Below are 21,791 nucleotides of genomic sequence, written 5' to 3' on the forward strand. Positions count from 1 at the left end.
GGCCCAACATGCATGGCACCGGTGATGCAGCGTTTGCGTGTTCGCCATCGATGGCCTCGTTTCACTGACATGCCGCGGGCGACGCCTGGCACAGCCGCAGCGGCGGAGCGCCGTGTGTGGGAAGCCTTGTCGCTGCTGTATCTGGACACCGACAGTCGCGACGACGACAGCATTGCGCACGTTTTAGCCGTCTCACCATTCACCCTGGAACAGTTACGCACGATGCTGTTGCACGAGGTGCATCCGGTCCTGATCGGCAATCTGCGCAGCGTGGCCGGCGTCTGGAACCGATTCGATCCCGAGTGGTTGGCGGCCACGATCCAGGCGCGGCGTGCACGGCGCTGGCGCTGGCCGGCGCGTTGGTGCTGGCGCGGCTACGCGCGCGCGCAGTGGGCGTTGCTGGCCCCGAAGATCGGCGCGCTGCGTGCAGCCGTCTCGCACTGACGCCGACGCGCAGCAGCAGCGCCGTACCTAAACACCCAGGCGCCAATCGGCAAACTGCAATCGGCGACAAGGCCGCCACCATCCGGTATTTCTGAGCCCTGTCGCAGCACCAACGCGCCGCGATCAACGCGTATCGGCACCCAACAATCGGCGACAATGCGCCCATGCATATCGATGTCATCGGCCATGGGCCTGCGCTGGTTCTCCTGCACGGCTGGGCACTGCACGGCGGAGTGTTCGCGCCGCTGGTCGAGCGCCTGTCACCGCACTATCAACTGCATCTGGTCGACCTGCCCGGGCACGGCTTCAGTCGCGACGACAGCACGCCACTGGCCTTGCCGTATGTGGTCGCGGCCATTGCCGCCGCCACCCCGCCTGCGGTGTGGCTGGGCTGGTCGCTGGGCGGGCTGTTTGCGCTGCATGCCGCCGCCACCCAACCGCAGGTGCGCGGGCTGGCGATGATCGCGGCCACGCCGCGTTTCGTGCGGGGCAGCGACTGGCCGGACGCAGTCGAGCGCGACGTGTTCGTGCAATTCGGCAAAGAGTTGACGCGCGATTACCGCGGCACGTTGGAGCGGTTTATTGCGCTGGACACACTCGGCTCGGCGCATGCACGCAGCGAACTGCGCAGCCTGCGCGAAACGCTCACCGCACGTGGCGAACCGGCGCCCGAGGCCTTGCAGCAGGGGCTCACCCTGCTCGAACGCACCGACCTGCGCCGCGCCTTGCCGCAGCTTGCACGCCCCAGCCTGTGGATCGCCGGCCAGCGCGATCGCCTGGTGCCTGCCGCCGGCATGCATGCCGCCGCCGCGCTCACCCCGCATGCGCAGGCGCTCACCATTGCCGGCGGTGGCCACGCCCCCTTCCTCGGTCACGCCGATCAAGTGAGCGAGGCACTGCAACGCTTCGTTGCGTCCGTGCCGTGAGCGGATCGCCGATCATGCAACATCGCTGATCGAGGACATACCGCATGGATCTGGGAATCGCCGGCCGCTGGGCCCTGGTCTGCGCCGCCAGCAAGGGACTGGGGCTGGGTTGTGCACGCGCCCTGGCCGGCGAAGGCGTCAACGTGGTCATCGTCGCGCGCGGCCGCGACGCGCTGGAGCATGCGGCCGAGGCAGTGCGCGCGGTTCCCGGCGCTGGCGAGGTGCGCAGCGTGGTCGCCGATATCGCAACGCCGCAAGGACGCAGCGCCGCGCTCGCTACCTGCCCGCAGGTGGACATCCTGATCAACAACGCCGGCGGCCCGCCGCCAGGCGATTTCCGCCACTGGGAACGCGACGATTGGCTACGCGCGCTGGACGCCAACATGCTCGCCCCGATCGAACTGATCCGCGCCACCGTCGACGGCATGCGTGCGCGCCGCTTCGGCCGCATCGTCAACATCACCTCCAGTGCGGTGAAGGCGCCGATCGACATCCTGGGCCTGTCCAACGGCGCACGTGCCGGCCTCACCGGCTTCGTTGCCGGGCTGGCGCGCAGCACCGTGGCCGACAACGTCACCATCAACAACCTGCTGCCCGGCCAGTTCGCCACCGACCGCCTGCGGGGCAACTTCGCCACCATCGCGCAGCAGCAGGGCAGCACGCTCGAAGAAGTCGCCGAGCGCAAGCGTGCGGGTATCCCGGCGGCGCGATTTGGCGAGCCGGACGAATTCGGCGCGGCCTGCGCATTCCTGTGCGCCGCGCAGGCCGGCTACATCACCGGGCAGAACCTGCTCATCGATGGCGGCAGTTATCCGGGCACGTTCTAGCGCCGCGCCCGGCCCCATCCATCGATTCCCTCCGCCTCGCCCAGAGGCGACAATAGCCCCGCAATGAACAGCACTTTCGACCCCCGCCACGTCCGGCGCGCGTTTGCGCGTGCCGCCAGCAGTTATGCCGCCTCCGCCGCGCTGCAACGCGAAGTGGAAACGCGCCTGCTCGAATCGCTCGATTACCTGGGTGAACAGGTACCCAAGGTGGTGCTGGATGTCGGCGCCGGCCCCGGCCATGCCAGCGCTGCGATCAAGAAACGCTGGCCCAAGGCGCAGGTGATCGCGCTCGACCAGGCCATGCCGATGCTGCGCCAGGCGCGCAAGGCGGCCGGGTGGTGGAAGCCGTTTGCGCAGGTCTGCGCCGATGCGCGCGCACTCCCGGTGGCCGACGGCAGCGTGGATGTGATCTTCAGCAATCTGTGCCTGCAATGGGTGGAAGACCTGCCGGCGGTGTTCGCCGGCTTCCGTCGCGCCCTGCGGCCGGGCGGCCTGCTGCTGTGCTCGACCTTCGGCCCGGAGACCCTGATCGAGCTGCGCGATGCCTTCGCCCAGGCCGACCCCGCCCCGCATGTCAGCCGCTTCCCGCCGATCGCGCAGTTCGGCGATGCCCTGCTGATGTCGGGCTTCCGCGACCCGGTGCTGGACCGCGACCTGTTCACGCTCACCTACAACGACCTGCCCGCCCTGATGCGCGAGCTGCGGGCGATGGGCGCCACCAACGCGCTCAGCAATCGCCGCGCCACGCTGACCGGACGCGGCCGCTTTGCCGCCGCCAGTGCCGCCTACGAACCGCTGCGCCGGCCCGACGGCACCCTGCCCAGCTCCTGGGAAGTGATCTATGCCCATGCCTGGGCTCCGGCGCCGGGCGCCCCCATCCGCGAACAGGGGCATGACGTCGCCAGCGTGCCGGTGGCCTCGATTCCGATCCGCCGCCGCCGCGATTGAGGCGGTGCACAGTGGCCGCGCCCGCGCGCCGGTTCCGGTGACACACAGTATTGCGCCGGCGCCGCTGTGCAGTGGCCGGGCGCAGCCGCCACACCCGGTAGAATTCATCCGCTAAAGGCTTCCCCTGCCCGGCGTTGCCCGCCGGCGGCCTTCCCCTCTGTTGCGGCCCCCCGCCCCCATTGGCGTTCCCCATGTTGAAGTGGCTCATCATCGCGCTGTTCATCGCATCGGCGCTGTACATCCATTACCGCGGTCGCGTGCGGCACCGGCTCAGCCGGCAGCTGCTGGACCATTCCACCTTCATGGCGCCGATCAACACGCTGATGTATCTGTGTTCGCGCGTGCCGACCACGCCGTTCATCGACCCGGGCAAGGAGTTTCCCGAGCTGGCGCCGCTGCGCGCCCACTGGCCGGTGATCCGCGATGAAGCGGTGGCGCTGCAGCAGATGCAGAAGATCCGCGCCGCCGACGGCTATACCGACATCGGCTTCAATTCGTTTTTCCGCCGCGGCTGGAAGCGCTTCTATCTGAAGTGGTACGGCACTGCGCACCCGTCGGCAGCCGAGCTGTGCCCGCAGACCACCGCGTTGCTCAAATCCATCCCCACGGTCAAGGCGGCGATGTTCGCCGAGCTGCCGCCGGGCAGCGAACTGCGCCCGCACCGCGACCCGTTCGCAGGCTCCATGCGGTTGCATCTTGGCCTGGCCACGCCCAACGACGACCGCTGCTTCATCGACGTCGACGGCCAGCGCCACAGCTGGCGCGATGGGGAGTGGACCATGTTCGACGAGACCTATATCCACTACGCGCGCAACGACACCGACCAGGACCGCATCATCCTGTTCTGCGACATCGAGCGCCCGATGCGCTGGCGCTGGGCGGCGGCAGTGAACCGCTTCGTCGGCCGCAGCCTGCTCTCGGCCGGTGCCTCACCCAATCAGGAAGGCGACAAGACCGGCGGCATCAACCGCGTGTTCCGGTATTTCTACGCCGCGCGGCTGAAGGCCAAGGCGCTGAAGGAACGCAACAACCCGCTCTACCAGGTGCTCAAGTGGAGCATCTTCATCCTGGTGGTGGTCGGGATCGTGTTGCTGTAAACCGGACCACCCGCGTAGGAGCGCACCCGGGCGCGACCCGCATCGCCGGTAACGCCTCATCGCGCCCAGGTGCGCTCCTACGCAGCGCTAGTCGGCACTCAGCGCGACACCTGCGCGATCCATTCCTGCAGGTTGTAGTAGTTGGTGACACGGGTGATCTTGCCCTCGCGCACCTCGAAAAAGGCCCCGCCCGGCAGTACGTAGGTCTGCCCGTTGGCTTCCGGCAGGCCTTCGTCGGTGGTGTGGTAGACCCCGTGCACCACGTATTCGGCCCCCACGCGCGTGCCGTCGTCGCTGGCGGTGATCACGACATCGCGCAGCTGCTCGCGGTAACTGTCGTTCATCCGCTGCAGGAAGGCGGCAAAGTCCGCACGTCCGATCTCGCGTGGGCCCTGGTTGAGGTCATGCGCGACATCGTCGGCCAAAAACGCCAACATGCCGTCCCAATCGCCGCGGTTGAATGCTTCGTAATAGGCCTGGACCAGGCCGGTGGCGCGTTGCCGATTGCTCTCGCTCATGCTCGAACCTGCCGCTGGGAAAGGCGCATCATAGGCTCGCAGTCACGGACCTTGCACCACCAGATCGCGATGGAAGTAATAGACCTCCTGCAGCAGAAAGCGCCAGCTGGTGTGGAAGCTGCGAAAGCGCGTGCTGGGCGTGGACGAGGCCAGCGCATCCACGCCCAGTTCCTGACTGAGCCGCAGCGCGCGCGCCATGTGCAGCGGGTCGCTGACGATGATCGCCCGATGCATGCCGTGCCGCTCCATCAGCGTGCGCGCCTGTTCCAGATTCTGACGGGTGGTGCGCGATGCGGTTTCGATCACGATCGCTTCCGGCGGCACACCGTGACGCAGCGCGTAACGGCGCGCCACCTGCGACTCGGCAAAGCGCGCGCCGTTGCCGAAGCCGCCGGTAAACAACAGGCGCGGCGCATACCCTTGGGCGTACAGGTCCAGCGCATGCCGGATGCGTTCTTCGAACACCGGTGAAGGACGTGCGTCGTAGGCGGCCGCACCCAGCACGATGATCACATCGGCCGGTGCGGCCTGGTCGCGGTCGCCCACCCACACGATCCACCCGGCCACCGCCACCAGCCAGATCACTGCCAGCATGCATAACCGCCAGCCCCAGCCCCACAGGCCGAGCCCGCGCCGACGCCTGCTCACGCGGCGGCCCAGGGCACTGCGTCCAGGTCGACGTTGCCGCCGGACAGGATCACCCCCACCCGCTTGCCGGCAAACCGCGCCGGGTCGGCCAGCAGCGCCGCCAGCGTGATCGCCGACGACGGCTCCACCACCTGCTTGAGCACCTGCCAGATCAGCCGCATCGCCTGCACCACGGCGGCATCGTCCACGGTGATCACCTGCGCGCCAGCCGCCTGCAGCAGCGCGAAATTCGGCGTGCCCAGGGTGCCGCGCAGACCGTCGCAGACGGTGTCGGGGACGAAGTCGACCAGGCGCTGCCCGGCCGCCAGCGAGCGCGCGGTGTCGGCCGCGCCGCTGGGCTCGGCCAGCACCAGCGCGCATCCGGGGGCGGCCTGCAGCGCCAGGGCCGCCCCGGCAGCCAGCCCGCCGCCACCGACCGGCGCCAGCACCACATCCAGCCCACCGCTCTGGTGCAGCAACTCCAGCGTGGCCGTGCCCTGCCCGGCGATCACCGCCGGATCGGTGTACGGATGCACGAGGGTCGCTCCGACACTGGCCTGCACCTGGGCACACAGCTGCTCGCGCGCGGCGATGGTCGGCGCACAGCGCCACAGCGTGGCGCCGTGCCGGGAAATATTGGCCAATTTGGCGGCCACCGCGCCCTCGGGCACCACCACATGGCAGCCGATGCCGCGGGTACGCGCCGCCAAGGCCAGCGCCGCGCCGTGGTTGCCTGACGAATGGGTCACCACGCCGCGCGGGGCCAGCGCGTCCGGCAGCGACCACACCGCGTTGCAGGCCCCGCGAAACTTGAAGGCGCCGCCACGCTGCAGATGCTCGGCCTTGAAGAACAGCTGCGCGCCACAGAGCGCATCCAGGCTGTGCGAGGTCAGCAACGGTGTCGGCGCGCAGTGCGCGGCAATGCGCGCGGCGGCCTGCAGGACATCGGAATGGGCAAGAGGAACCGTGTCGATCATGCCTGCAAGATTAACGTATCGCCCTGCCCTTCACGGCTCGCACGCACACTGCCCGCGCATGCTGGATCGATGACAAAGCGCCACATTGCGGCACAGTTAAGGACCGATTCAATGCATCGGCTCGAAAGTGCCATCATGGTTGCAGGAGGGCACCATCCATGAAATTCCGTCTGATCTTCGCCGCCGGGCTCCTGGCCCTGGGCGGCTGTGCGACCTACGACTACACCGGAGGCGGGTCAGGCGGCTACTACCGTGGCGCGCCCGCCGTGCAGTATCGCTATCCGCCGGGATATTCGCCCTACTACGGCGGTCCTTATGGCGTGCCGTATGGCGCGGGCGGTATCGGGCTGTACGACTACCCGGTCTACCCGGTCTATCGTGGCGGCGGGTATTACTACCGCCCCAATGATCGTCGCCCGCAGTACCGTCCGCCGCGTCCCAATGGTTCGTTCAACAACGGTCCCCGTCCGAACGGGCCGCGCCCGCAGCGACCCAATCGCCCGCCGGCAACCGGCGCTCCGCCGTCACGGCCCCCGGCCCGCATTGGCGCACCGCCGCGCGTGATCCGCGAAATCCAGCGGCAGACCGCGCCACGGAACACGCGCGAGCAGATTCCGTAACAAGCTGACTGCGACAGGCCCCACAAATGGCAACATTGGGGGCTTGCGTTCAGCCGGCACTTGGTCGCAAGCTAGGTGCTCTGTGTGACCTGCCACGTCATCTTCTGACCCGGCCCGGCCCACTGACCGACTTATGTCGATGTCCGACAGGGAAATCTGGATCCCCCCTGTTCCGGTCCTGTCGGATATCGGCGCCTGCAATGCATAAAGCCCCGGCATGCCGGGGCTTTATGTTTTTGGCGCTGGCTTGGCGGCGCGAGATGACGCTGCAGGCCTGGATCCTCTGTCAGCAGCCCACTGACGCAGAAAAAATAAGGGTCGGCAGTCCCCCGACTACCGACCCTTACGCTACCCCGTCGCACGCGCGGCTGGCCCCTGTTCCAATTCCAGCCTTTGCGCCCATGTCGCAATGCCGCGACGGGTGCGGTAGGGATATCCGCACAAAACATGCCAACTTGAGGGTCAGTATCCGATAATGTGATTTACGTCACATTTTGCCCGGCAAGTGACCTTGCTCGCCCTTCAGCCGATACTTTCGCAGCCGCCAACTTCCTTCTGCTCCTGGTCTCCACGCCCATGTCCGACTCTTTCTATCGCTACGACGTCATCGTGATCGGCGGCGGCCATGCCGGCACCGAGGCCGCGCTGGCCTCCGCGCGTACCGGTGCGCGCACCTTGCTGCTGACCCACAACATCGAAACCGTGGGCGCGATGAGCTGCAACCCGGCCATCGGCGGGATCGGCAAGGGCCATCTGGTCAAGGAGATCGATGCACTGGGCGGGGCCATGGCGCACGCGGCCGATCTGGCCGGCATCCAGTGGCGCACGCTCAATGCCTCCAAGGGGCCGGCGGTGCGCGCCACCCGCTGCCAGGCCGACCGCAACCTGTATCGCAACGCGATCCGCCGCATGGTCGAAGCGCAGCCCAACCTGACCGTGTTCCAGGCGGCGGTGGACGATCTGATCATCCACAACGGCGCAAGCGAGGCCGACAGCGTGCGCGGGGTCATCACCCAGACCGGGCTGCGCTTCGAGGCGCCGTCGGTGGTGCTGACCGCCGGCACGTTCTTGGCCGGCAAGATCCATGTCGGCGAAACCCAACACGCGGCCGGGCGCATGGGCGACCCACCGGCGACCACCCTGGCCGCACGGCTGCGCGAGCGCCCGTTCGCGATTGACCGCCTCAAGACCGGGACCCCGCCGCGTATCGACGGGCGCACGCTCGATTACGGTGTGATGGCCGAACAACCCGGCGACGACCCGCTGCCGGTGATGTCATTCATGGGCCAGCTCAGCGACCATCCGCGTCAGGTCAGCTGCTGGATCACCCAGACCACCGAGCAGACCCACGACATCATCCGCAGCGCATTGCATCGCTCGCCGCTGTACTCGGGGCAGATCGAGGGCATCGGCCCGCGTTACTGCCCGTCGATCGAAGACAAGGTGGTGCGCTTCGCCGAGAAGACCAGCCACCAGATCTTCGTCGAGCCCGAAGGCCTGGAGGTGACCGAGATCTATCCCAACGGCATTTCCACCTCGCTGCCATTCGATGTGCAGCTGGCGCTGGTGCGCTCGATCCACGGTTTTGCGAACGCGCACATCACCCGCCCCGGCTACGCCATCGAGTACGACTTCTTCGACCCGCGCGGGCTCAAGGCCTCGCTGGAAACCAAGGCGGTGGGCGGGCTGTTCTTCGCCGGGCAGATCAACGGCACCACCGGCTACGAAGAGGCGGCCGCGCAAGGCCTGCTGGCCGGGCTCAATGCCGCGCGCCACGTGCATGGCCTGCCGGCGTGGTCGCCGCGCCGCGACGAGGCTTACCTGGGTGTGCTGGTGGACGATCTGATCACCCACGGCACCACCGAGCCGTATCGCATGTTCACCAGCCGCGCCGAATACCGGTTGCAGCTGCGCGAAGACAATGCCGATGCGCGCCTGACCGGCGTCGGCCGCAGCATGGGGCTGGTGAATGACGCGCGCTGGGCGCGCTTTTCGGCCAAGCAGGACGCCGTGCAGCGCGAGAGCGCGCGGCTGTCCGCGCTGTGGGCCACTCCGGGCAATGCCCTGGGGCGCGAGGTGACGCAGACGCTGGGTGTGTCGCTGAGCCGCGAAACCAATGTGCTGGATCTGATCAAGCGCCCGGAACTCAACTACGCCAGCCTGATGCGCGTGCCTGCACTGGGGCCGGGCGTGAACGATGCGCAGGTCGCCGAACAGGTGGAAATCAGCGTCAAGTACGCCGGCTACCTGGACCGCCAGCGCGACGACATCGCGCGCCAGCAACGCCAGGAGAACACGCCCATTCCGGAAGGTTTCGACTATGCCGGCGTGCGCGGGCTGTCGATCGAAGTGCAGCAGAAACTCGAGCGCGTGCGCCCGCAACACATTGGCCAGGCGCAACGCATCCCGGGCATGACGCCGGCGGCCATCTCGCTGCTGCTGGTGCATCTGGAGCGTGAGCGGCGCAGCCAGGTGGCGTGATCGGCCCGGGCGATCGCGGTGACAGTGGCAGCGATTGCTGGAGTTCCCGGGCAAAACGTGCGGGGTGCAGAACGGCAGTGAAGATCCGCCACGAGCGGAGGGCGTGATGCCTGGGGAACGGATGGTGGGCAGCCCCCCTGCGTGACCTGTGCGGCAGGCGAACAAATGCTGCGTTTGCCATGCTTCTTCCGCACCTGATGGGTGTGGAGCCGGCTGCCGGGTGTCGTACCCGCGCGCATGCACATCAACCAGTCCGCGGCAGCCATCCGCGCAGCAATCACCCACGCCTCGGCATGCCTGAGCAACGGGCTTACGCATCATCGTGTGGTCGCTGCGGAGACATTGATGGGACGCCTGACGCGTCACATCGCCACGCGATTGGTTTTATCTACTGCAATGTGTTGCACGACCGCCGTCATCTACGGATTGGCGGCCGTCACGCAGCATCGAACACGGATCGAGGCATAAAACGACCCTTGTCTCCGCGCGCCGACGGCAGTCCACAGACCGGCATACCGGTGTCATAGCTGGCAATGCGATGGACTATCCCGAATAACGAAGAAGCAGGCGAAACACGGGGGTATCAGCCGACCAGACGGTCCATGGAAACAGAAAAGATATTGCTATGATTTGCCAACGACGACACATTTTAACTAAATGAACGCATTTGGCACGTTAATCACAGCGACGTTTCGTATCGCCTGCCCTGTGCTGCTGCTGATGGTGGCCACGGTTAGTTCGGCCCACGCCAATACGGAAGAAGACGGCCGGTATTGGCTGAGTATCTACGCGCAGGGCAAGTTACCGGTTGAAAACCTGTACTGGAGCATGGATGTCCATCCGCGCTGGCGCGAGGAAGGCGAGCAGTTCGACCAGTTGATCCTGCGCCCGGCCGTGTTTTATCGGCTCAATCCCAAGGCCAGCGTCTGGATGGGGTACGACACCATCATCAGCCACCCGGCAGGCCAGCCGTCCAATCGCGAAAATCGTTGGTGGGGGCAATTTCAATATCAGTTCGACCCGATTGCCGACATCACCATTACCAGCCGCACCCGTCTGGAACAGCGCCATCGCGAAGACTTCAGCGATGAGGGCTACCGCGTGCGGCAGATGATCCGCGCCACGCGCCCGAGCGGCTTCAGTCCGCAGCTGTCCTGGGTGCTGTTCAACGAGTTGTTCGTCAACCTCGATCAGACGCAATGGGGTGCGCGGCGCGGCATCGACCAGAACCGTGTATTCGTTGGCATCAATTGGAAATTCAACGCCATCGCCAACGTGGACGTGGGCTATCTGAACCAGTTCGTCAACACATCGGCAGTGGACCGCGAGAACCACGTGCTGATGACGACCTTCCGTTTCAACTTCTGACACGTCGCGGCCGATGCAGCAGCGCTTACCCACGTGCGCGCTGCGCATGCCGGCAAGCGCAGGTGTCTCATCAGCCGCGTTTACTCCGGCAACAGCTGTCTGCGCAGCGTCTGGGCACAGAGCTCCACAGTGGTCTCGGCCGCCTGGATGACGCCACCCATGGTGATGAAGCCGTGGATCATGCCGGGGAAGCGATGGACCGTGACCTCCACGCCGGCCGCACGCAGGCGGTCGGCATAGCGCGCGCCCTCGTCATGCAGGATGTCCAGCTCGGCCAGCACGATCAGCGCCGGTGCAACGCCTGCCACCTCAGGTGCCAGCAATGGCGAAATCCGCCAGTCGTGCATGACTGCCGGATCCTTGAAGAGGTGCTGGTTGAAGAATCGCACCGCCTCGCGAGTCAATGGCGGAATGTCGGCATTGGTCGCGCGCGAGGCATGCTCTGCTCTGCCTTCGCGCGCATCGGTCAGCGGGTAGAGCAGCAACTGGCAGCGCAGGGCAATGCCGGCATCGCGTGCGACCAGTGCCACGACGGCGGCCATGGCGCCGCCCATGCTGTCGCCGGCCACCGCCAGCCGCCGCACATCCGCACCCACCTGCTGCGGATGCGCCGCCAACCAGTGCAAGGTGGCGATGACATCTTCCACGCCCGCCGGAGCCGGGTGTTCCGGGGCGAGGCGGTAATCCACCGCCAGCACCTGGCAACCCGCACGCGCCGCCAACTGCCGGCACACATCGTCGTGCGACTCCAGATCGCCCACCACCCCGCCACCCCCGTGCACGAACAGACAGGTCGGCGCCGGATCGTCGCTCAGGCCGGGCGGCCGGTACAGGCGCAGCGGCACGTCGCCGGCGGCAGTGGCGGCGCGCAGGTCGCGTACCTGCATCGGCAGCACCGGAAAGCCGAGCTGCGCGCTCATGCCGCGCATCATGGCGCGCGCCTCCGGCAACGGCAGCGCCTCCATCGGCGGCGCGCCGCTCTGCTGCAACTGTGCAAACAGGCGGACGACATCTGGATCGAAGGACATGGCGACTCCATCACGCGCGGACGATGTGCGGAGCTTGCCAGATTGTTATGAGCCATCACCATTCATTTGCATAACCAAGCATGCGGAGCAGTCCGGGCGCCCGCCAACGCCACTGTTTACGAGGGCTCTCACCGCGGCCTGGCGGCTCGCATGACGGTGTTTGCTGCATCGCATCGCGCCCCTGCGCGATGCACGCGACGTCTGCGAATCCGGGGCCGGACAGAATCTGTTCGGCATGGCGGCCATGCGCCCAACACCGATGCGTTGCTGGCACTGATACAGCGGCAGTGACGGCAACGGTGCGCTGCGGGTGAGGTCTGCAGCGGTGCGCCAAACGCCCGCGTCGGCGGTACTTGCAGATCCACCGGATTGGCCAAACGCGCTGCGGCGCGGGTGCGACGCGTACAGACAGCTGCAGTTGGGCACCACCCTGCCCGATCCGGGAAGGCCGCCTACCGCCCAAGATGCAGGATGCTCAGACGCCTGAGCAGTGTGCTCAGTCGTCTTCGGCAGCGGCTTCGCGGCCTTGCTGGCGGATCAGGTTTTCCTGGCGTGCGTCTTCGATCGAGGCGCGGATGGCGCGCACGTCGGCGCGCTTGGTGTCGAACTTGAAGCGGCCGGTGAGCACGCTGTCCGGGCGCAACTCGCCCTTCTCGAACAGCGCCCACATCTCTTCGCCGTAGTGCGTGTCCAGCAACTCCGGCGCAAAGCGGCCCAGGCAATCGCGCAAGTTGTGCACGTCGCGCAGCAGCATGTCGCGCGCAGCGTTGTTGCCTGCGGCGCTGACCACCTGCGGGAAATCGATCACCACCGGGCCGTCGGGCGAGACCAGCACGTTGTATTCGGACAGATCGCCATGCACCAGGCCCAGCGACAGCATCTTGACCACATCGCCGATCAGGCTGGCATGGAAGGCGCGCGCCTGTTCCGGCTCCAGCTCCACTTCGCCCAGGCGTGGTGCGCTGTGGCCGGCGTCGTCGGTGACCAGGTCCATCAGCAGCACGCCGTGGAAGTAACCGCGCGGCTTGGGCACGTGCACGCCGGCATCCACCAGCTGGTAGAGCGCATCGGCTTCGGTGTTCTTCCAGGCGGTCTCGGCTTCCTTGCGGCCGAACTTGGTGGCCTTGCCCATCGCGCGTGCCTGACGGCTGCCGCGCACCTTGCGGCCCTCCTGGTATTGCACGCGTGCCTGAAAGCTGCGCTGGGCCATGTCCTTATAGACCTTGGCGCACAGGATGTCGTCGCCGGCGCTGACCACGTAGACGGATGCTTCCTTGCCGCTCTTCAGTGGCCGCAACACTTCGTCGATGACACCGTCGTCGATCAGCGGCTGCAGGCCCGTGGGGGTTTTCATGGACGAAGGGGACCGATCCGAAACAAGTCAGCACCGATTATGCGGCAAGCAGGGTGAAGCGCTTACATGCCGGCGCGCACACTGCGACCGAGGGCATGCATTGGCGCAAGCGCTTACCATGCACAGGACCTGTCACGTACGCGACCCAATGCCCGAGCCTGCCACCAGCCGCCGCAAACGCCCCGCCGCCGTGGCCGCGGCCGGTAGCGAGCGCGGTCTGCCGCACGAGTTGATGCAGCAGATCGCCGCTGCCCAGGGCGACCCGGACTTCATGACCTCGCTGGGGCGCGGGCTGGTGGTGCTGAGCGTGTTCGCCCAGCACGCGCGCGAAGTGACCATGTCGCAGATCAGCCTGGAGACCGGCATCTCGCGCGCGGCGGTGCGGCGTGTGCTGCACACGCTGGCCAGGCTGGGCTATGTCGGCGAGCAGGGCCGTGGCTACGTCCTGTTGCCACGCGTGCTGGGGATCGGCGGTGCGTATGCGGCCTCGTCGTCGATGACCGCCGCAGCGCAGCCGGTACTGGACGCACTGCGCGATCAGTTGCACGAATCCTGCTCGCTGGGCGTGCTGGATGGCGACGATCTGCTGTACGTGGCACGCGCGGAAACGGTGCGCATCATGTCGATCGGGCTGCGCCCGGGCACCCGGTTGCCGGCGTATTGCACCTCGATGGGGCGGGTGCTGCTGGCGGCCCTGCCCGGCGACACCTTGCAGGCCTACCTGGAGCGCACCACGCTGCGCCCGCGCACCGATCGCACGGTGACCCAGGCCTCGGCCCTGCTCGAGGTGCTGGCGCGCGCGCACCGCGAAGGCATGTGCCTGACCGACCAGGAGCTGGAGATCGGTCTGCGCTCGATCGCGGTGCCGGTGCGCAATCTGCGCGGCGAGGTGATCGCCGCGCTCAACATCGGCGCCCAGGCCGGGCGCGTCAGCCTGCAGACCATGCAGACGCAATGGCGGGACCCGCTGAAACAGGCCGCGCAGCGGTTGGGTGCGTTGCTGAGCTAAAGACAGCCAGTGGTGTGCCGGCGCAGGCGCTGCACGCGGTGACGTCGCACATGGCCGGTGCGCACGCAGGACCGCTGCCCCGCACGCACGCCACGCAGGCTCACCGCGGCCGGCGCAGGAAGCCCACCACCGCATCCACCCAGGCCGCGTGGCTGTCTTCGACATGCGCCACGTGATCGGCATGCGGCAAGGTGACCCAGCTGCGTTCTGCGCTGCGCAGGCGCGCGTAGACATGCGCATTGTCGGCCTGCGTGGCGATGGGGTCGTCGACGCCACGCAGCAACAACACCGGCAAGCTGCTCACCTGCTCGGGCCGGAACGCGAGCTGCTCCATCGCCCGCCAATCGGTACGGACCGGGTCGGCGGCCAGCGCTTGCGCGCACTGACATCGGCAGGCAGCGCGGGTGTGCGCAAGGCGGCGATGCCGCACCTCAGCGCTCGGCAGCCTGTTCCTGCAGGATCGGCGTTGCCAGCGCAAAGGCGTGGTTGGCCGCCGGCACGCCGCAGTAGATGGCCGCCTGCAGCAGCACTTCCTTGATCTGCTCGGGCGTGACGCCATTGTTGCGCGCCGCGCGCACGTGCAGCTTGAATTCTTCGTCGTGGCCCAGTGCGACCATCATCGACAGGGTGATCAGCGAGCGGGTATGCGCAGGCAGGCCGTCGCGGGTCCAGATGGTGCCCCAGGCGTAGCGGGTGATCAGGTCCTGGAACTCGCTGGTCAGCTCGGTGCGTGCGGCCAGCGAGCGGTCGACATGGGCATCGCCCAGGACGCGTCGGCGTTCGCGCAAGCCGGCCTGGTAACGCTCGTCTTCGTGCATGAGGGGCCTCGTTGGGGAAGGATCAATCGGCCTGAAGAAAGCCAAGCACCGCGTCATTGAACGCAGCCGGCGATTCCAGGTTGCAGATGTGTCGCCCGGGCACCTGGGCGTAATGACCGTCGGGCGCGGCGTAGGCGATCTCGCGCAGATTCGGCGGCGGGCAAACCGGGTCGTCGTCGCCGGCCAGGGCCAGCAGCGGCAGGGTGAGCCCGTCCAGCGCGCCGCGAAAATCCGCCTCGGCCACCGCCTGGCAACAGGCGATGTAGCCTGCCGGCGAGGTGGACACGAACGCGGCCGCGATCATGTCCAGGCGCTGCGCATGGCTGAGGGCGAAGGCCGGCGTGAACCAGCGCTGCAAGGTGGCATCGATCAGCATCGGCAGGCCCTCGCTGCGCACCTGCTCGATGCGGGTTTCCCAGGTGGCGGTGCTGCCGATCTTCTGCGCGGTGGCGCAGAGCACCAGCCGCCGCAGCCGCTGCGCCGCGTGCAGGCCCAGCCACTGCCCGGTGAGGCCACCGATGGACAGGCCGCAGAAGTCGCTGCGCTCGATCCCCAGCGCGTCCCACAGCGCCAGCACGTCCTGGCCCAGGTCGGCCACGCTGTACGGGCCGGCGGGCGTGTCCGAATACCCGTGGCCGCGGCGGTCGTAGCGCAGGATGCGGTAGTGCGGGGCGAAGGCGTCGATCTGCACGTCCCACATGTGCAGGTCGGTGCCGAGCGAATTGCAGAAGGTGAGCCAGGGGCGTCCTTCGGTACCGTCCAGGCGGTAGTGCAGGCGATGGGTGGGCAACTGGAGATAAGCCATCGGAGCACCGTCAGCGGGAAGAAGAACCGGCCAGCACGCGATCGATCCAGACCGAGGACATGCCGCGCCAGCTGTCGCTATCGAACACCGCCTGCAGTTGCGCGTGCGTGAGCACCGCGCTCACCTGTACGTCCTCGCCCAGCACCTCGCGCAGATGCCGCTGCTGCGCCTGCGCGCGCGCCACCGCCTGTTCGACCAGCGCGTGGGCCTGCGGCTTGCCCAGCTGCGGGGCCAGCGCGAACACCGCCGCCTCGGCGTAGAGCACGCCGCCATGGCTGTCCAGATGCGCCCGCATGCGCGCGCGGTCCAGCTTCAGGTCGCGCAGGCAGGCCTGCATCTGCGCCAGGCTGCCGGCGGTGAGGCAGACGATCTGCGGCACGGTGTCCCATTCGGCATGCCATTGCCCGGCCGCGCGCTCGTGCGGCTGCGCCATCGCGCTGAACAAGGTGGCCACCAGCCCGGGCACGCGCGTGGCGGCGGCCACCGCTGCCACGCTGGAGACCGGGTTGCGCTTGTGCGGCATTGCCGACGAGCCACCCTTGCCGGCAGCAGACGGCTCGAAGGCTTCGCCGACTTCCGACTGCATCAGCAGCACCACATCGCCACCGATCTTGCCCAGCGTGCCGGCCAGCAGGGCGAATGCGCAGCCGACCTCGACGATGCGGTCGCGCGCGGTGTGCCATGGCAAGGCCGGCAGTGGCAGCGCCAGCGTGGCGGCCAGCGCCTGGGCCACGTCCAGCCCGCGCTGCTGCAGCGAGGCCAGGGTGCCGGCGGCGCCGCCGAACTGCAGCACCAGCGCATCGTCCTGCAATGCCTGCAGGCGTTGCTGCGCGCGCTGCAGCGCATCCAGCCAGCCGGCCACCTTGAGCCCGAAGGTCACCGGCACCGCCTGCTGCAACAAGGTGCGCCCGGGCAGGACGGTGTCGCGCTCGCGGGCAGCCAGTGCAGCCAGGTCGCCACACAGGCCCTGCAGGCGCGGCAGCAGCAGATCGAGTGCGGCGCGCAGTTGCAACACCATGCCGGTATCGATGACGTCCTGGCTGGTGGCGCCCCAGTGCACCCAGCGCGCGGCGGCGGCATCCTGCGTGGCGACACGCGCGGTCAACGCCTTGACCAATGGAATGGCGGGGTTGCCCGCCAGCGCGGTGGCCTGCGCCAGGGCAGCGATGTCGTAGTGCTGCACATCGCAGGCGGCTGCGATGGACGCGGCCGCGTCGGCAGGAATCACACCGCACTGCGCCTGCGCGCGCGCAAGCGCGGACTCGAAGTGGAGCATGGCCTGCACGCGCGCCGCATCATTGAACAAGGCATCGCACGCCGGCTCGCCAAAAAAAGATCCCAACAGCAACGACGTCGCGCTCATGCATTGCCTCTCTTGGCGTGACGGCAGCATGGCACCGAAGCAGGGGGGTGCCAACTAGACGTTAGGGCAATGCGAGCCGCGCCGCCGCCGGTAGCGACACCGGTGATGCAGCGCGCCGCTGCGTTGATGCGCGCGCCGCCGGGCGCTTCTGCGCGTGCTGGCGAGGGCGGTGCACGCAAGCGACGACGTGCATGCCGTTCACGCAGGCACCGTGCTGGGCAAGCGCCACCCGGCGAACCGCCGGCATCCCGCCATCGCACCGACGACATCGCGCAGGCAGCGGGCGCGTCAGTACCGGAAGAACACGGTTTCCGCATCGCCCTGCATGTGGATGTCCCAGGCGTAGGCACCGCCGCCGCGCGGCTGGGCCAGCAGGCTGGCACGCCGTTCGGGCGGCACCAGGGCCAGGATGGGATCAGTGCCCAGCTGCGGGTCGTCGGCGAAGTACAACCGTGTCGAGGCGCCACGCAGCAAGCCGCGCATGAACACCAGCACAGTCAGGTGCGCGGCCTGCTGGCGGCCATCCGGCCCGGCCACGGCGCCCGGCTTGATGGTGGTGAATGCAAAACGCCCCTGCGCATCGGTGGGCACGCGGCCCCAGCCATCGAAGCCGGGAGCGTGCGCCGCATGACGGGCATCGGCGGCATGCGCGTAGATGCCGGCGGCATCGGCTTGCCACAGCTCCAGCACCGCGTCGGCGACTGGAACGCCGGCGCCATCGAAGACGCCGCCGCTGATCTGCACGGGCGTGCCGGCGACGTGCCCGGGTGCAAGCTGGTCGCGATACAGCGGCTCCAGCCCGAGCCGGTAGTACGGGCCCACGGTTTGCGACGGGGTGGCGTGCAGGCTCATCGGCTTACTCCCAGACCGTTTGTTTGCGACCGCGCAGCACGATGTCGAAACGGTAGGCCAGCGCATATTCGCTGATGGCGTTTTCCCAGTCGAAACGGGACACCATGCGCTCGCGTGCCTGCGCATCGTCGACGCAGTTGTAGATGGGGTCGTGCGCCAGCAGCGGGTCGCCGGGAAAATACATCTGGGTGATCAGGCGCTGCCCGATGCCGTCGCCATGCAACGAAAAATGGATGTGTGCCGGCCGCCAGGCGTTGTAGTGGTTGCGCCACGGATACGCGCCCGGCTTGATGGTCTTGAACGCATAGCGGCCGTGATCGTCGGTCAGCACCTGGCCGGTGCCGCGGAAGTTGGGGTCCAGCGGTGCGTCGTGGCGATCGCCTTCGTGCTGGTAGCGGCCGGCGGCATTGCATTGCCAGACTTCCACCACGCTGTTGCGCACCGGCTTGCCGTTTTCGTCCAGGACCCGGCCGGACACGATGATGCGCTCGCCCAGCGGCTGGCCATCGAATCCCGCGGTGAGATCGGCGGCATGCTCTCCCAGGGTGAGGCGGTCCATGCGCGGGCCGGTGACTTCCGACAGCGTGGCCGGAATCTCGATCGCTGCCTGCAGCGGGCCACGCAGGGCCGTGGAGGCATAGGCCGGATGCAGGTAGGCCGGCTGGGTGCCCGGACGGGTGCGGCGGTAACCGAGCAGCGGATCGGCGGGTGACGTCTCAAGGGTGGCATCGCGCATCGTGAGATCTCCGTCGGCCGCGGTGCGGCGCGTTCAAGCGGTGTGGGTGCGCGGCGGTGGCGCGGTCGGTTGCCATCGATGGCCTAGAGACGTTCGATGGCCAGGGCAACGCCCTGCCCCACCCCGATGCACATGCTGGCCAGGCCGAGCCGCCCGTTGCTGGCCTCCAGCTGCCGCAGCAGGGTAAGCGCCAGCCGCGCGCCGCTCATGCCGAGCGGATGGCCCAGGGCGATGGCGCCGCCATTGGCGTTGACCCGGGCCGCATCGTCGTCCAGCCCGAATGCCCGCGTGCAGGCCAGTGCCTGCGCAGCGAAGGCTTCGTTGAACTCGATCGCATCGAAGTGGTCGATCTGCAGGTTCAGGCGGGCAAGCAGGCGCTGGGTGGCCGGCACCGGGCCGATGCCCATGTACGCCGGCTCCACGCCTGCCGACGCAAAGCCCAGCACGCGGGCGCGCGGGGTCAGCCGATGGGTCTGCACGGCCTGTGCGGAGGCCAGCAGCAAGGCGGCCGCACCATCGTTGATGCCCGAGGCATTGCCGGCAGTCACGCTGCCGGGCTGGCGGAACACCGGCTTGAGCTTGGCCAGTATCTCGGCGGTGGTGTTCGGCCGCGGCGCTTCGTCGTATTCGACGGTGCTGGCCTCGCCGCCCTTGCGCGCAGCCACCGGCACCGAGGTGATCTCGCCATCGAAGAACCCGGCCGCCTGCGCCGCCGCCGCGCGTTGCTGGCTGCGCAGGGCGAAGGCGTCCTGGTCCGCGCGTGCGATGGCATAGCGTTGCGCCACGTTTTCGGCGGTTTCGCCCATCAGCTCGGTGCCGTAGGCCGCCTGCAGGCGCGGGTTGATGAAGCGCCAGCCCATGGTGGTGTCTTCCAGCTGCTGGGTGCGCGCAAACGCGCTTTCGGCCTTGCCCATGACCCAGGGCGCACGCGACATCGATTCGACGCCGCCGGCAATGGCCAGGCCCAGCTCCTGCGCACGGATGCCGCGTGCCGCGGCGCCGACCGCCTCCAGCCCCGAGCCGCACAGCCGATTGAGGGTGCAGCCCGGTACCGCACTCGGCAGCCCCGCCAGCAACAGGCTCATGCGCGCGACATTGCGGTTGTCTTCGCCGGCCTGGTTGGCGCAGCCCAGGTAGACGTCGTCGATGGCGGCCGGGTCCAGCTGCGGCTGGCGCGCCAGCAACGCGGCGATCGGCACCGCGCCCAGGTCGTCGGCACGCACGCTGGACAGCGCGCCGCCGTAGCGGCCGATCGGCGTGCGGATGCCATCGATCAGATAGACCTCGCTCATGCGTCGGCTCCGGCCGATTGGGTGCCATGCGCCGCGTCAGTGCGTGCCTGCAGCGCGCGCAATGCCTGCAGTTCGTCTGCGCTGGGCGGGCTGGTCTGCACCAGATCGGCGGCAAAGCGGATCGGCCAGCCGGTGGCGGCGCTGACCTGCTCGGGCGCGATGCCCGGGTGCAACGAGGTGACGGTGAGCTCGCGGGTCACCGGATCGGGCTCCATCACGCACAGGTCGGTGACGACCACGGTGGGGCCGGCGCCGGGCAGGCCGGCACGGGCGCGTGCATCGCCACCGTCCAGATGCCCGACCGTGGTGATGAAGTCCAACGCCGCCACGAAGCTGCGCCTGGATTGCCGCATGATGATGAACACCTGCCTGGCACTGGCCGCGATCTCCGGCGCACCGCCGGCGCCGGGCAGGCGCGTCCTGGGCGCGGCGTAATCGCCGATCACCGTGGTGTTGAGGTTGGCGTGGCGATCGATCTGCGCCGCGCCCAGAAAGCCCACGTCCACGCGGCCACCCTGCAGCCAGTAGCGAAAGATCTCCGGCGTGGACACCACGGTGTCGGCGGTCTCGGCCAGCTCGCCGTCGCCGATCGACAACGGCAGCACATCCGGGCGGGCGCCGAGGGGGCCGGATTCGTAGATCAGGATGACATCCGGCGCATGCGTGAGCCGGGCCAGATTGGCCGCGGTGGACGGCAGGCCGATGCCGACGAAACACACCGCCCCATCCGGCAGGCGGCGCGCAGCCGCCACGGTCATCATCTCGTTGGTGGTGTAGTCGCTCATGCGGCCACCTGCTGCTGCGCGTGCGCATACACACGCTGGAAGGCGGCGAAGTCCTCGGTATCGAGAATGTGGGTCTGGATCCAGGCCTGGAAGCGGGCACGGTCGCGTGCGATCGCGTCCCAGCCCAGATAGAACCGGTTGTCGCGCGCGTAATAGCCGTGCGCGTAGGACGGTGCCGCGCCGCCGGGCACGTGGCAGACCGCGTCCACCACCCAGCGCGGCAGGATGCAGGCATTGGGCGGCGCCTCCAGGGTGTCGACGATCTCTTCCACCGTCACGATCACCTTGCGCGCGGCCAGCGCGGCTTCCTTCTGCACGCCCAGGATGCCCCACAGCAGCACGTTGCCGCGGCGGTCGGCCTGCTGGGCATGGATCACGGTGACATCCGGGTTCACTGCCGGCGTCGCGGCCAGCGTTTCGCCGGTATACGGGCATTGCAGGAACTTGATGCTGTCGTTGACGCGCGGCAGGTCCGAGCCCACGTACCCGCGCAGCACCGCAAACGGCAGCCCCGAGGCGCCGGCGACATACGCGTTGGCCATGTCGGCGTGGCTGTGCTCGCGCAGGTGCAACGGCTGCGGCCAGGCATGCTCGACCGCATCGCGCAGCCGGTGCAGCGAGCCCACGCCTGGATTGCCACCCCAGGAAAACCGCAATGCCGATGCGCAGCCTGCGCCGATCAGCTGGTCGTAGATCAGGTCCGGCGTCATGCGCACCAGGCGCAGGTCGCGCTTGCGCTGGCGGATCACCTCGTGCCCGGCCGCATGCGGGATCAGGTGGGTGAAGCCTTCCATCGCCACGCAGTCGCCATCGGCGATCAGCTGCGACACCGCATCGTTCAGCGAAACGATTTCGACCATGGCACGACCCCGGGCTGCGAACGTGCTGCCACGGTAGAGCCAGCCAGAGCGCGGGG

At 68.1% G+C, this 21,791-nt stretch carries 22 protein-coding genes and 1 pseudogene; 9 read left to right on the plus strand and 14 right to left on the minus strand.

The genetic code is table 11. The features are described from left to right. Positions 1-69: 69 nt before the first annotated feature. The 5 genes from ABQZ09_RS08800 (at position 70) to lpxO (ending at position 4,242) form a co-directional block, all read left to right on the plus strand. On the plus strand, positions 70-444 hold the full coding sequence (locus tag ABQZ09_RS08800) for a DUF7079 family protein (RefSeq protein ID WP_349776684.1): 375 nt from the start codon (positions 70-72) through the stop codon (positions 442-444). 164 nt (positions 445-608) lie between these two features. Continuing rightward, on the plus strand, positions 609-1,370 hold the full coding sequence (gene bioH, locus ABQZ09_RS08805) for a pimeloyl-ACP methyl ester esterase BioH (protein WP_349776685.1): 762 nt from the start codon (positions 609-611) through the stop codon (positions 1,368-1,370). A 44-nt stretch (positions 1,371-1,414) separates the two neighbouring features. Next, complete coding sequence (locus ABQZ09_RS08810) at positions 1,415-2,197, plus strand: SDR family oxidoreductase (protein ID WP_228313390.1); 783 nt, start codon at positions 1,415-1,417, stop codon at positions 2,195-2,197. Between the two features lie 63 nt (positions 2,198-2,260). Then, positions 2,261-3,145: a malonyl-ACP O-methyltransferase BioC gene (bioC, locus tag ABQZ09_RS08815; RefSeq protein ID WP_228313389.1), complete on the plus strand. Its 885-nt coding sequence runs from the start codon at positions 2,261-2,263 to the stop codon at positions 3,143-3,145. Positions 3,146-3,336: 191 nt separating this feature from the next. Then, a complete protein-coding gene (gene lpxO / locus ABQZ09_RS08820) occupies positions 3,337-4,242 on the plus strand; it encodes a lipid A hydroxylase LpxO (RefSeq protein ID WP_184553371.1) in 906 nt (301 codons plus the stop codon). Positions 4,243-4,340: 98 nt separating this feature from the next. Here lpxO and ABQZ09_RS08825 read toward each other — a convergent pair whose 3' ends face one another. Genes ABQZ09_RS08825 through ABQZ09_RS08835 form a run of 3 tightly spaced genes read right to left on the minus strand, consistent with a single transcriptional unit; the run spans position 4,341 to position 6,364 of the window. Next, positions 4,341-4,760, minus strand: a complete 420-nt coding sequence (locus ABQZ09_RS08825; protein WP_039415229.1) for a nuclear transport factor 2 family protein — start codon at positions 4,758-4,760, stop codon at positions 4,341-4,343. 42 nt (positions 4,761-4,802) lie between these two features. Further along, complete coding sequence (locus tag ABQZ09_RS08830) at positions 4,803-5,420, minus strand: YdcF family protein (RefSeq protein WP_039415238.1); 618 nt, start codon at positions 5,418-5,420, stop codon at positions 4,803-4,805. Beyond that, positions 5,405-6,364 (minus strand): pyridoxal-phosphate dependent enzyme, encoded by a 960-nt coding sequence (locus ABQZ09_RS08835; protein ID WP_228313388.1) that lies wholly within the window; start codon positions 6,362-6,364, stop codon positions 5,405-5,407. The genes ABQZ09_RS08830 and ABQZ09_RS08835 overlap by 16 nt, the downstream gene beginning before the upstream one ends. A gap of 158 nt (positions 6,365-6,522) precedes the next feature. Here ABQZ09_RS08835 and ABQZ09_RS08840 point away from each other — a divergent pair, with 158 nt between their 5' ends. The 3 genes from ABQZ09_RS08840 to ABQZ09_RS08850 all read left to right on the plus strand — a co-directional run bounded on the left by ABQZ09_RS08840 (position 6,523) and on the right by ABQZ09_RS08850 (position 10,833). After that, positions 6,523-6,984 (plus strand): hypothetical protein, encoded by a 462-nt coding sequence (locus ABQZ09_RS08840; RefSeq protein WP_039408705.1) that lies wholly within the window; start codon positions 6,523-6,525, stop codon positions 6,982-6,984. 576 nt (positions 6,985-7,560) lie between these two features. After that, on the plus strand, positions 7,561-9,465 hold the full coding sequence (gene mnmG, locus ABQZ09_RS08845; RefSeq protein ID WP_349776686.1) for a tRNA uridine-5-carboxymethylaminomethyl(34) synthesis enzyme MnmG: 1,905 nt from the start codon (positions 7,561-7,563) through the stop codon (positions 9,463-9,465). A gap of 657 nt (positions 9,466-10,122) precedes the next feature. Further along, the gene (locus tag ABQZ09_RS08850; protein WP_228890448.1) at positions 10,123-10,833 is read left to right on the plus strand and encodes a DUF2490 domain-containing protein; all 711 of its coding nucleotides are present in this window, start codon (positions 10,123-10,125) and stop codon (positions 10,831-10,833) included. Between the two features lie 80 nt (positions 10,834-10,913). On the opposite strand, the gene ABQZ09_RS08855 is transcribed toward ABQZ09_RS08850, so the two are convergent. Together ABQZ09_RS08855 and ABQZ09_RS08860 are read right to left on the minus strand one after the other, a co-directional pair. Further along, entirely contained in the window at positions 10,914-11,861 is a 948-nt protein-coding gene (locus ABQZ09_RS08855) for an alpha/beta hydrolase (protein WP_349776687.1), read from the minus strand. A 496-nt stretch (positions 11,862-12,357) separates the two neighbouring features. Then, entirely contained in the window at positions 12,358-13,215 is an 858-nt protein-coding gene (locus ABQZ09_RS08860; protein ID WP_349776688.1) for a PA4780 family RIO1-like protein kinase, read from the minus strand. Positions 13,216-13,363: 148 nt separating this feature from the next. Between ABQZ09_RS08860 and ABQZ09_RS08865 the strand changes: the two genes are divergently transcribed. Continuing rightward, positions 13,364-14,224, plus strand: coding sequence for an IclR family transcriptional regulator domain-containing protein (locus tag ABQZ09_RS08865; RefSeq protein ID WP_349776689.1), 861 nt, complete (start codon positions 13,364-13,366; stop codon positions 14,222-14,224). A 100-nt stretch (positions 14,225-14,324) separates the two neighbouring features. On the opposite strand, the pseudogene ABQZ09_RS08870 reads toward ABQZ09_RS08865, so the two are convergent. The 9 genes and pseudogenes from ABQZ09_RS08870 to ABQZ09_RS08910 form a co-directional block, all read right to left on the minus strand. Continuing rightward, a pseudogene (locus ABQZ09_RS08870) lies at positions 14,325-14,603 on the minus strand (alpha/beta hydrolase); the annotation flags it as partial. Positions 14,604-14,655: 52 nt separating this feature from the next. Continuing rightward, a complete protein-coding gene (pcaC, locus tag ABQZ09_RS08875; protein WP_039408723.1) occupies positions 14,656-15,042 on the minus strand; it encodes a 4-carboxymuconolactone decarboxylase in 387 nt (128 codons plus the stop codon). A 22-nt stretch (positions 15,043-15,064) separates the two neighbouring features. After that, positions 15,065-15,847 carry a 3-oxoadipate enol-lactonase gene (pcaD, locus tag ABQZ09_RS08880; protein WP_047695504.1) on the minus strand — a complete coding sequence of 261 codons (783 nt, stop codon included), beginning with the start codon at positions 15,845-15,847 and terminating at the stop codon, positions 15,065-15,067. Positions 15,848-15,857: 10 nt separating this feature from the next. Next, positions 15,858-17,210: a 3-carboxy-cis,cis-muconate cycloisomerase gene (locus ABQZ09_RS08885; RefSeq protein WP_349776690.1), complete on the minus strand. Its 1,353-nt coding sequence runs from the start codon at positions 17,208-17,210 to the stop codon at positions 15,858-15,860. A gap of 288 nt (positions 17,211-17,498) precedes the next feature. Further along, positions 17,499-18,062, minus strand: a complete 564-nt coding sequence (gene pcaG / locus ABQZ09_RS08890) for a protocatechuate 3,4-dioxygenase subunit alpha (protein WP_184553390.1) — start codon at positions 18,060-18,062, stop codon at positions 17,499-17,501. 4 nt (positions 18,063-18,066) lie between these two features. Further along, positions 18,067-18,798: a protocatechuate 3,4-dioxygenase subunit beta gene (pcaH, locus tag ABQZ09_RS08895; RefSeq protein ID WP_228890451.1), complete on the minus strand. Its 732-nt coding sequence runs from the start codon at positions 18,796-18,798 to the stop codon at positions 18,067-18,069. 83 nt (positions 18,799-18,881) lie between these two features. Further along, positions 18,882-20,090, minus strand: coding sequence for a 3-oxoadipyl-CoA thiolase (gene pcaF, locus ABQZ09_RS08900; protein WP_349776691.1), 1,209 nt, complete (start codon positions 20,088-20,090; stop codon positions 18,882-18,884). Continuing rightward, the gene (locus tag ABQZ09_RS08905) at positions 20,087-20,875 is read right to left on the minus strand and encodes a CoA-transferase subunit beta (protein ID WP_349776692.1); all 789 of its coding nucleotides are present in this window, start codon (positions 20,873-20,875) and stop codon (positions 20,087-20,089) included. The genes pcaF and ABQZ09_RS08905 overlap by 4 nt, the downstream gene beginning before the upstream one ends. After that, positions 20,872-21,735 (minus strand): CoA transferase subunit A, encoded by an 864-nt coding sequence (locus ABQZ09_RS08910; RefSeq protein WP_184553396.1) that lies wholly within the window; start codon positions 21,733-21,735, stop codon positions 20,872-20,874. The genes ABQZ09_RS08905 and ABQZ09_RS08910 overlap by 4 nt, the downstream gene beginning before the upstream one ends. Positions 21,736-21,791 lie beyond the last annotated feature (56 nt).

Origin of the sequence: Xanthomonas sp. WHRI 6106 (assembly GCF_040202405.1) — a bacterium.
In the GTDB taxonomy this organism is placed as follows: Bacteria; Pseudomonadota; Gammaproteobacteria; order Xanthomonadales; family Xanthomonadaceae; genus Xanthomonas; species Xanthomonas cannabis.

Excerpts from the sequence above, each read along its gene's own strand:
- pcaG (WP_184553390.1), bottom strand. The coding sequence starts at position 18,062 with ATGAGCCTGCACGCCACCCCGTCGCAAACCGTGGGCCCGTACTACCGG.
- ABQZ09_RS08825 (WP_039415229.1), bottom strand. The coding sequence starts at position 4,760 with ATGAGCGAGAGCAATCGGCAACGCGCCACCGGCCTGGTCCAGGCCTAT.
- ABQZ09_RS08855 (WP_349776687.1), bottom strand. The coding sequence starts at position 11,861 with ATGTCCTTCGATCCAGATGTCGTCCGCCTGTTTGCACAGTTGCAGCAG.
- ABQZ09_RS08850 (WP_228890448.1), top strand. The coding sequence starts at position 10,123 with ATGAACGCATTTGGCACGTTAATCACAGCGACGTTTCGTATCGCCTGC.
- mnmG (WP_349776686.1), top strand. The coding sequence starts at position 7,561 with ATGTCCGACTCTTTCTATCGCTACGACGTCATCGTGATCGGCGGCGGC.
- ABQZ09_RS08840 (WP_039408705.1), top strand. The coding sequence starts at position 6,523 with ATGAAATTCCGTCTGATCTTCGCCGCCGGGCTCCTGGCCCTGGGCGGC.
- ABQZ09_RS08865 (WP_349776689.1), top strand. The coding sequence starts at position 13,364 with ATGCCCGAGCCTGCCACCAGCCGCCGCAAACGCCCCGCCGCCGTGGCC.
- ABQZ09_RS08910 (WP_184553396.1), bottom strand. The coding sequence starts at position 21,735 with ATGGTCGAAATCGTTTCGCTGAACGATGCGGTGTCGCAGCTGATCGCC.
- pcaC (WP_039408723.1), bottom strand. The coding sequence starts at position 15,042 with ATGCACGAAGACGAGCGTTACCAGGCCGGCTTGCGCGAACGCCGACGC.
- bioC (WP_228313389.1), top strand. The coding sequence starts at position 2,261 with ATGAACAGCACTTTCGACCCCCGCCACGTCCGGCGCGCGTTTGCGCGT.
- ABQZ09_RS08860 (WP_349776688.1), bottom strand. The coding sequence starts at position 13,215 with ATGAAAACCCCCACGGGCCTGCAGCCGCTGATCGACGACGGTGTCATC.
- ABQZ09_RS08885 (WP_349776690.1), bottom strand. The coding sequence starts at position 17,210 with ATGAGCGCGACGTCGTTGCTGTTGGGATCTTTTTTTGGCGAGCCGGCG.
- pcaH (WP_228890451.1), bottom strand. The coding sequence starts at position 18,798 with ATGCGCGATGCCACCCTTGAGACGTCACCCGCCGATCCGCTGCTCGGT.
- ABQZ09_RS08905 (WP_349776692.1), bottom strand. The coding sequence starts at position 20,875 with ATGAGCGACTACACCACCAACGAGATGATGACCGTGGCGGCTGCGCGC.
- lpxO (WP_184553371.1), top strand. The coding sequence starts at position 3,337 with ATGTTGAAGTGGCTCATCATCGCGCTGTTCATCGCATCGGCGCTGTAC.
- bioH (WP_349776685.1), top strand. The coding sequence starts at position 609 with ATGCATATCGATGTCATCGGCCATGGGCCTGCGCTGGTTCTCCTGCAC.
- ABQZ09_RS08810 (WP_228313390.1), top strand. The coding sequence starts at position 1,415 with ATGGATCTGGGAATCGCCGGCCGCTGGGCCCTGGTCTGCGCCGCCAGC.
- ABQZ09_RS08800 (WP_349776684.1), top strand. The coding sequence starts at position 70 with ATGCCGCGGGCGACGCCTGGCACAGCCGCAGCGGCGGAGCGCCGTGTG.
- pcaF (WP_349776691.1), bottom strand. The coding sequence starts at position 20,090 with ATGAGCGAGGTCTATCTGATCGATGGCATCCGCACGCCGATCGGCCGC.
- ABQZ09_RS08835 (WP_228313388.1), bottom strand. The coding sequence starts at position 6,364 with ATGATCGACACGGTTCCTCTTGCCCATTCCGATGTCCTGCAGGCCGCC.
- pcaD (WP_047695504.1), bottom strand. The coding sequence starts at position 15,847 with ATGGCTTATCTCCAGTTGCCCACCCATCGCCTGCACTACCGCCTGGAC.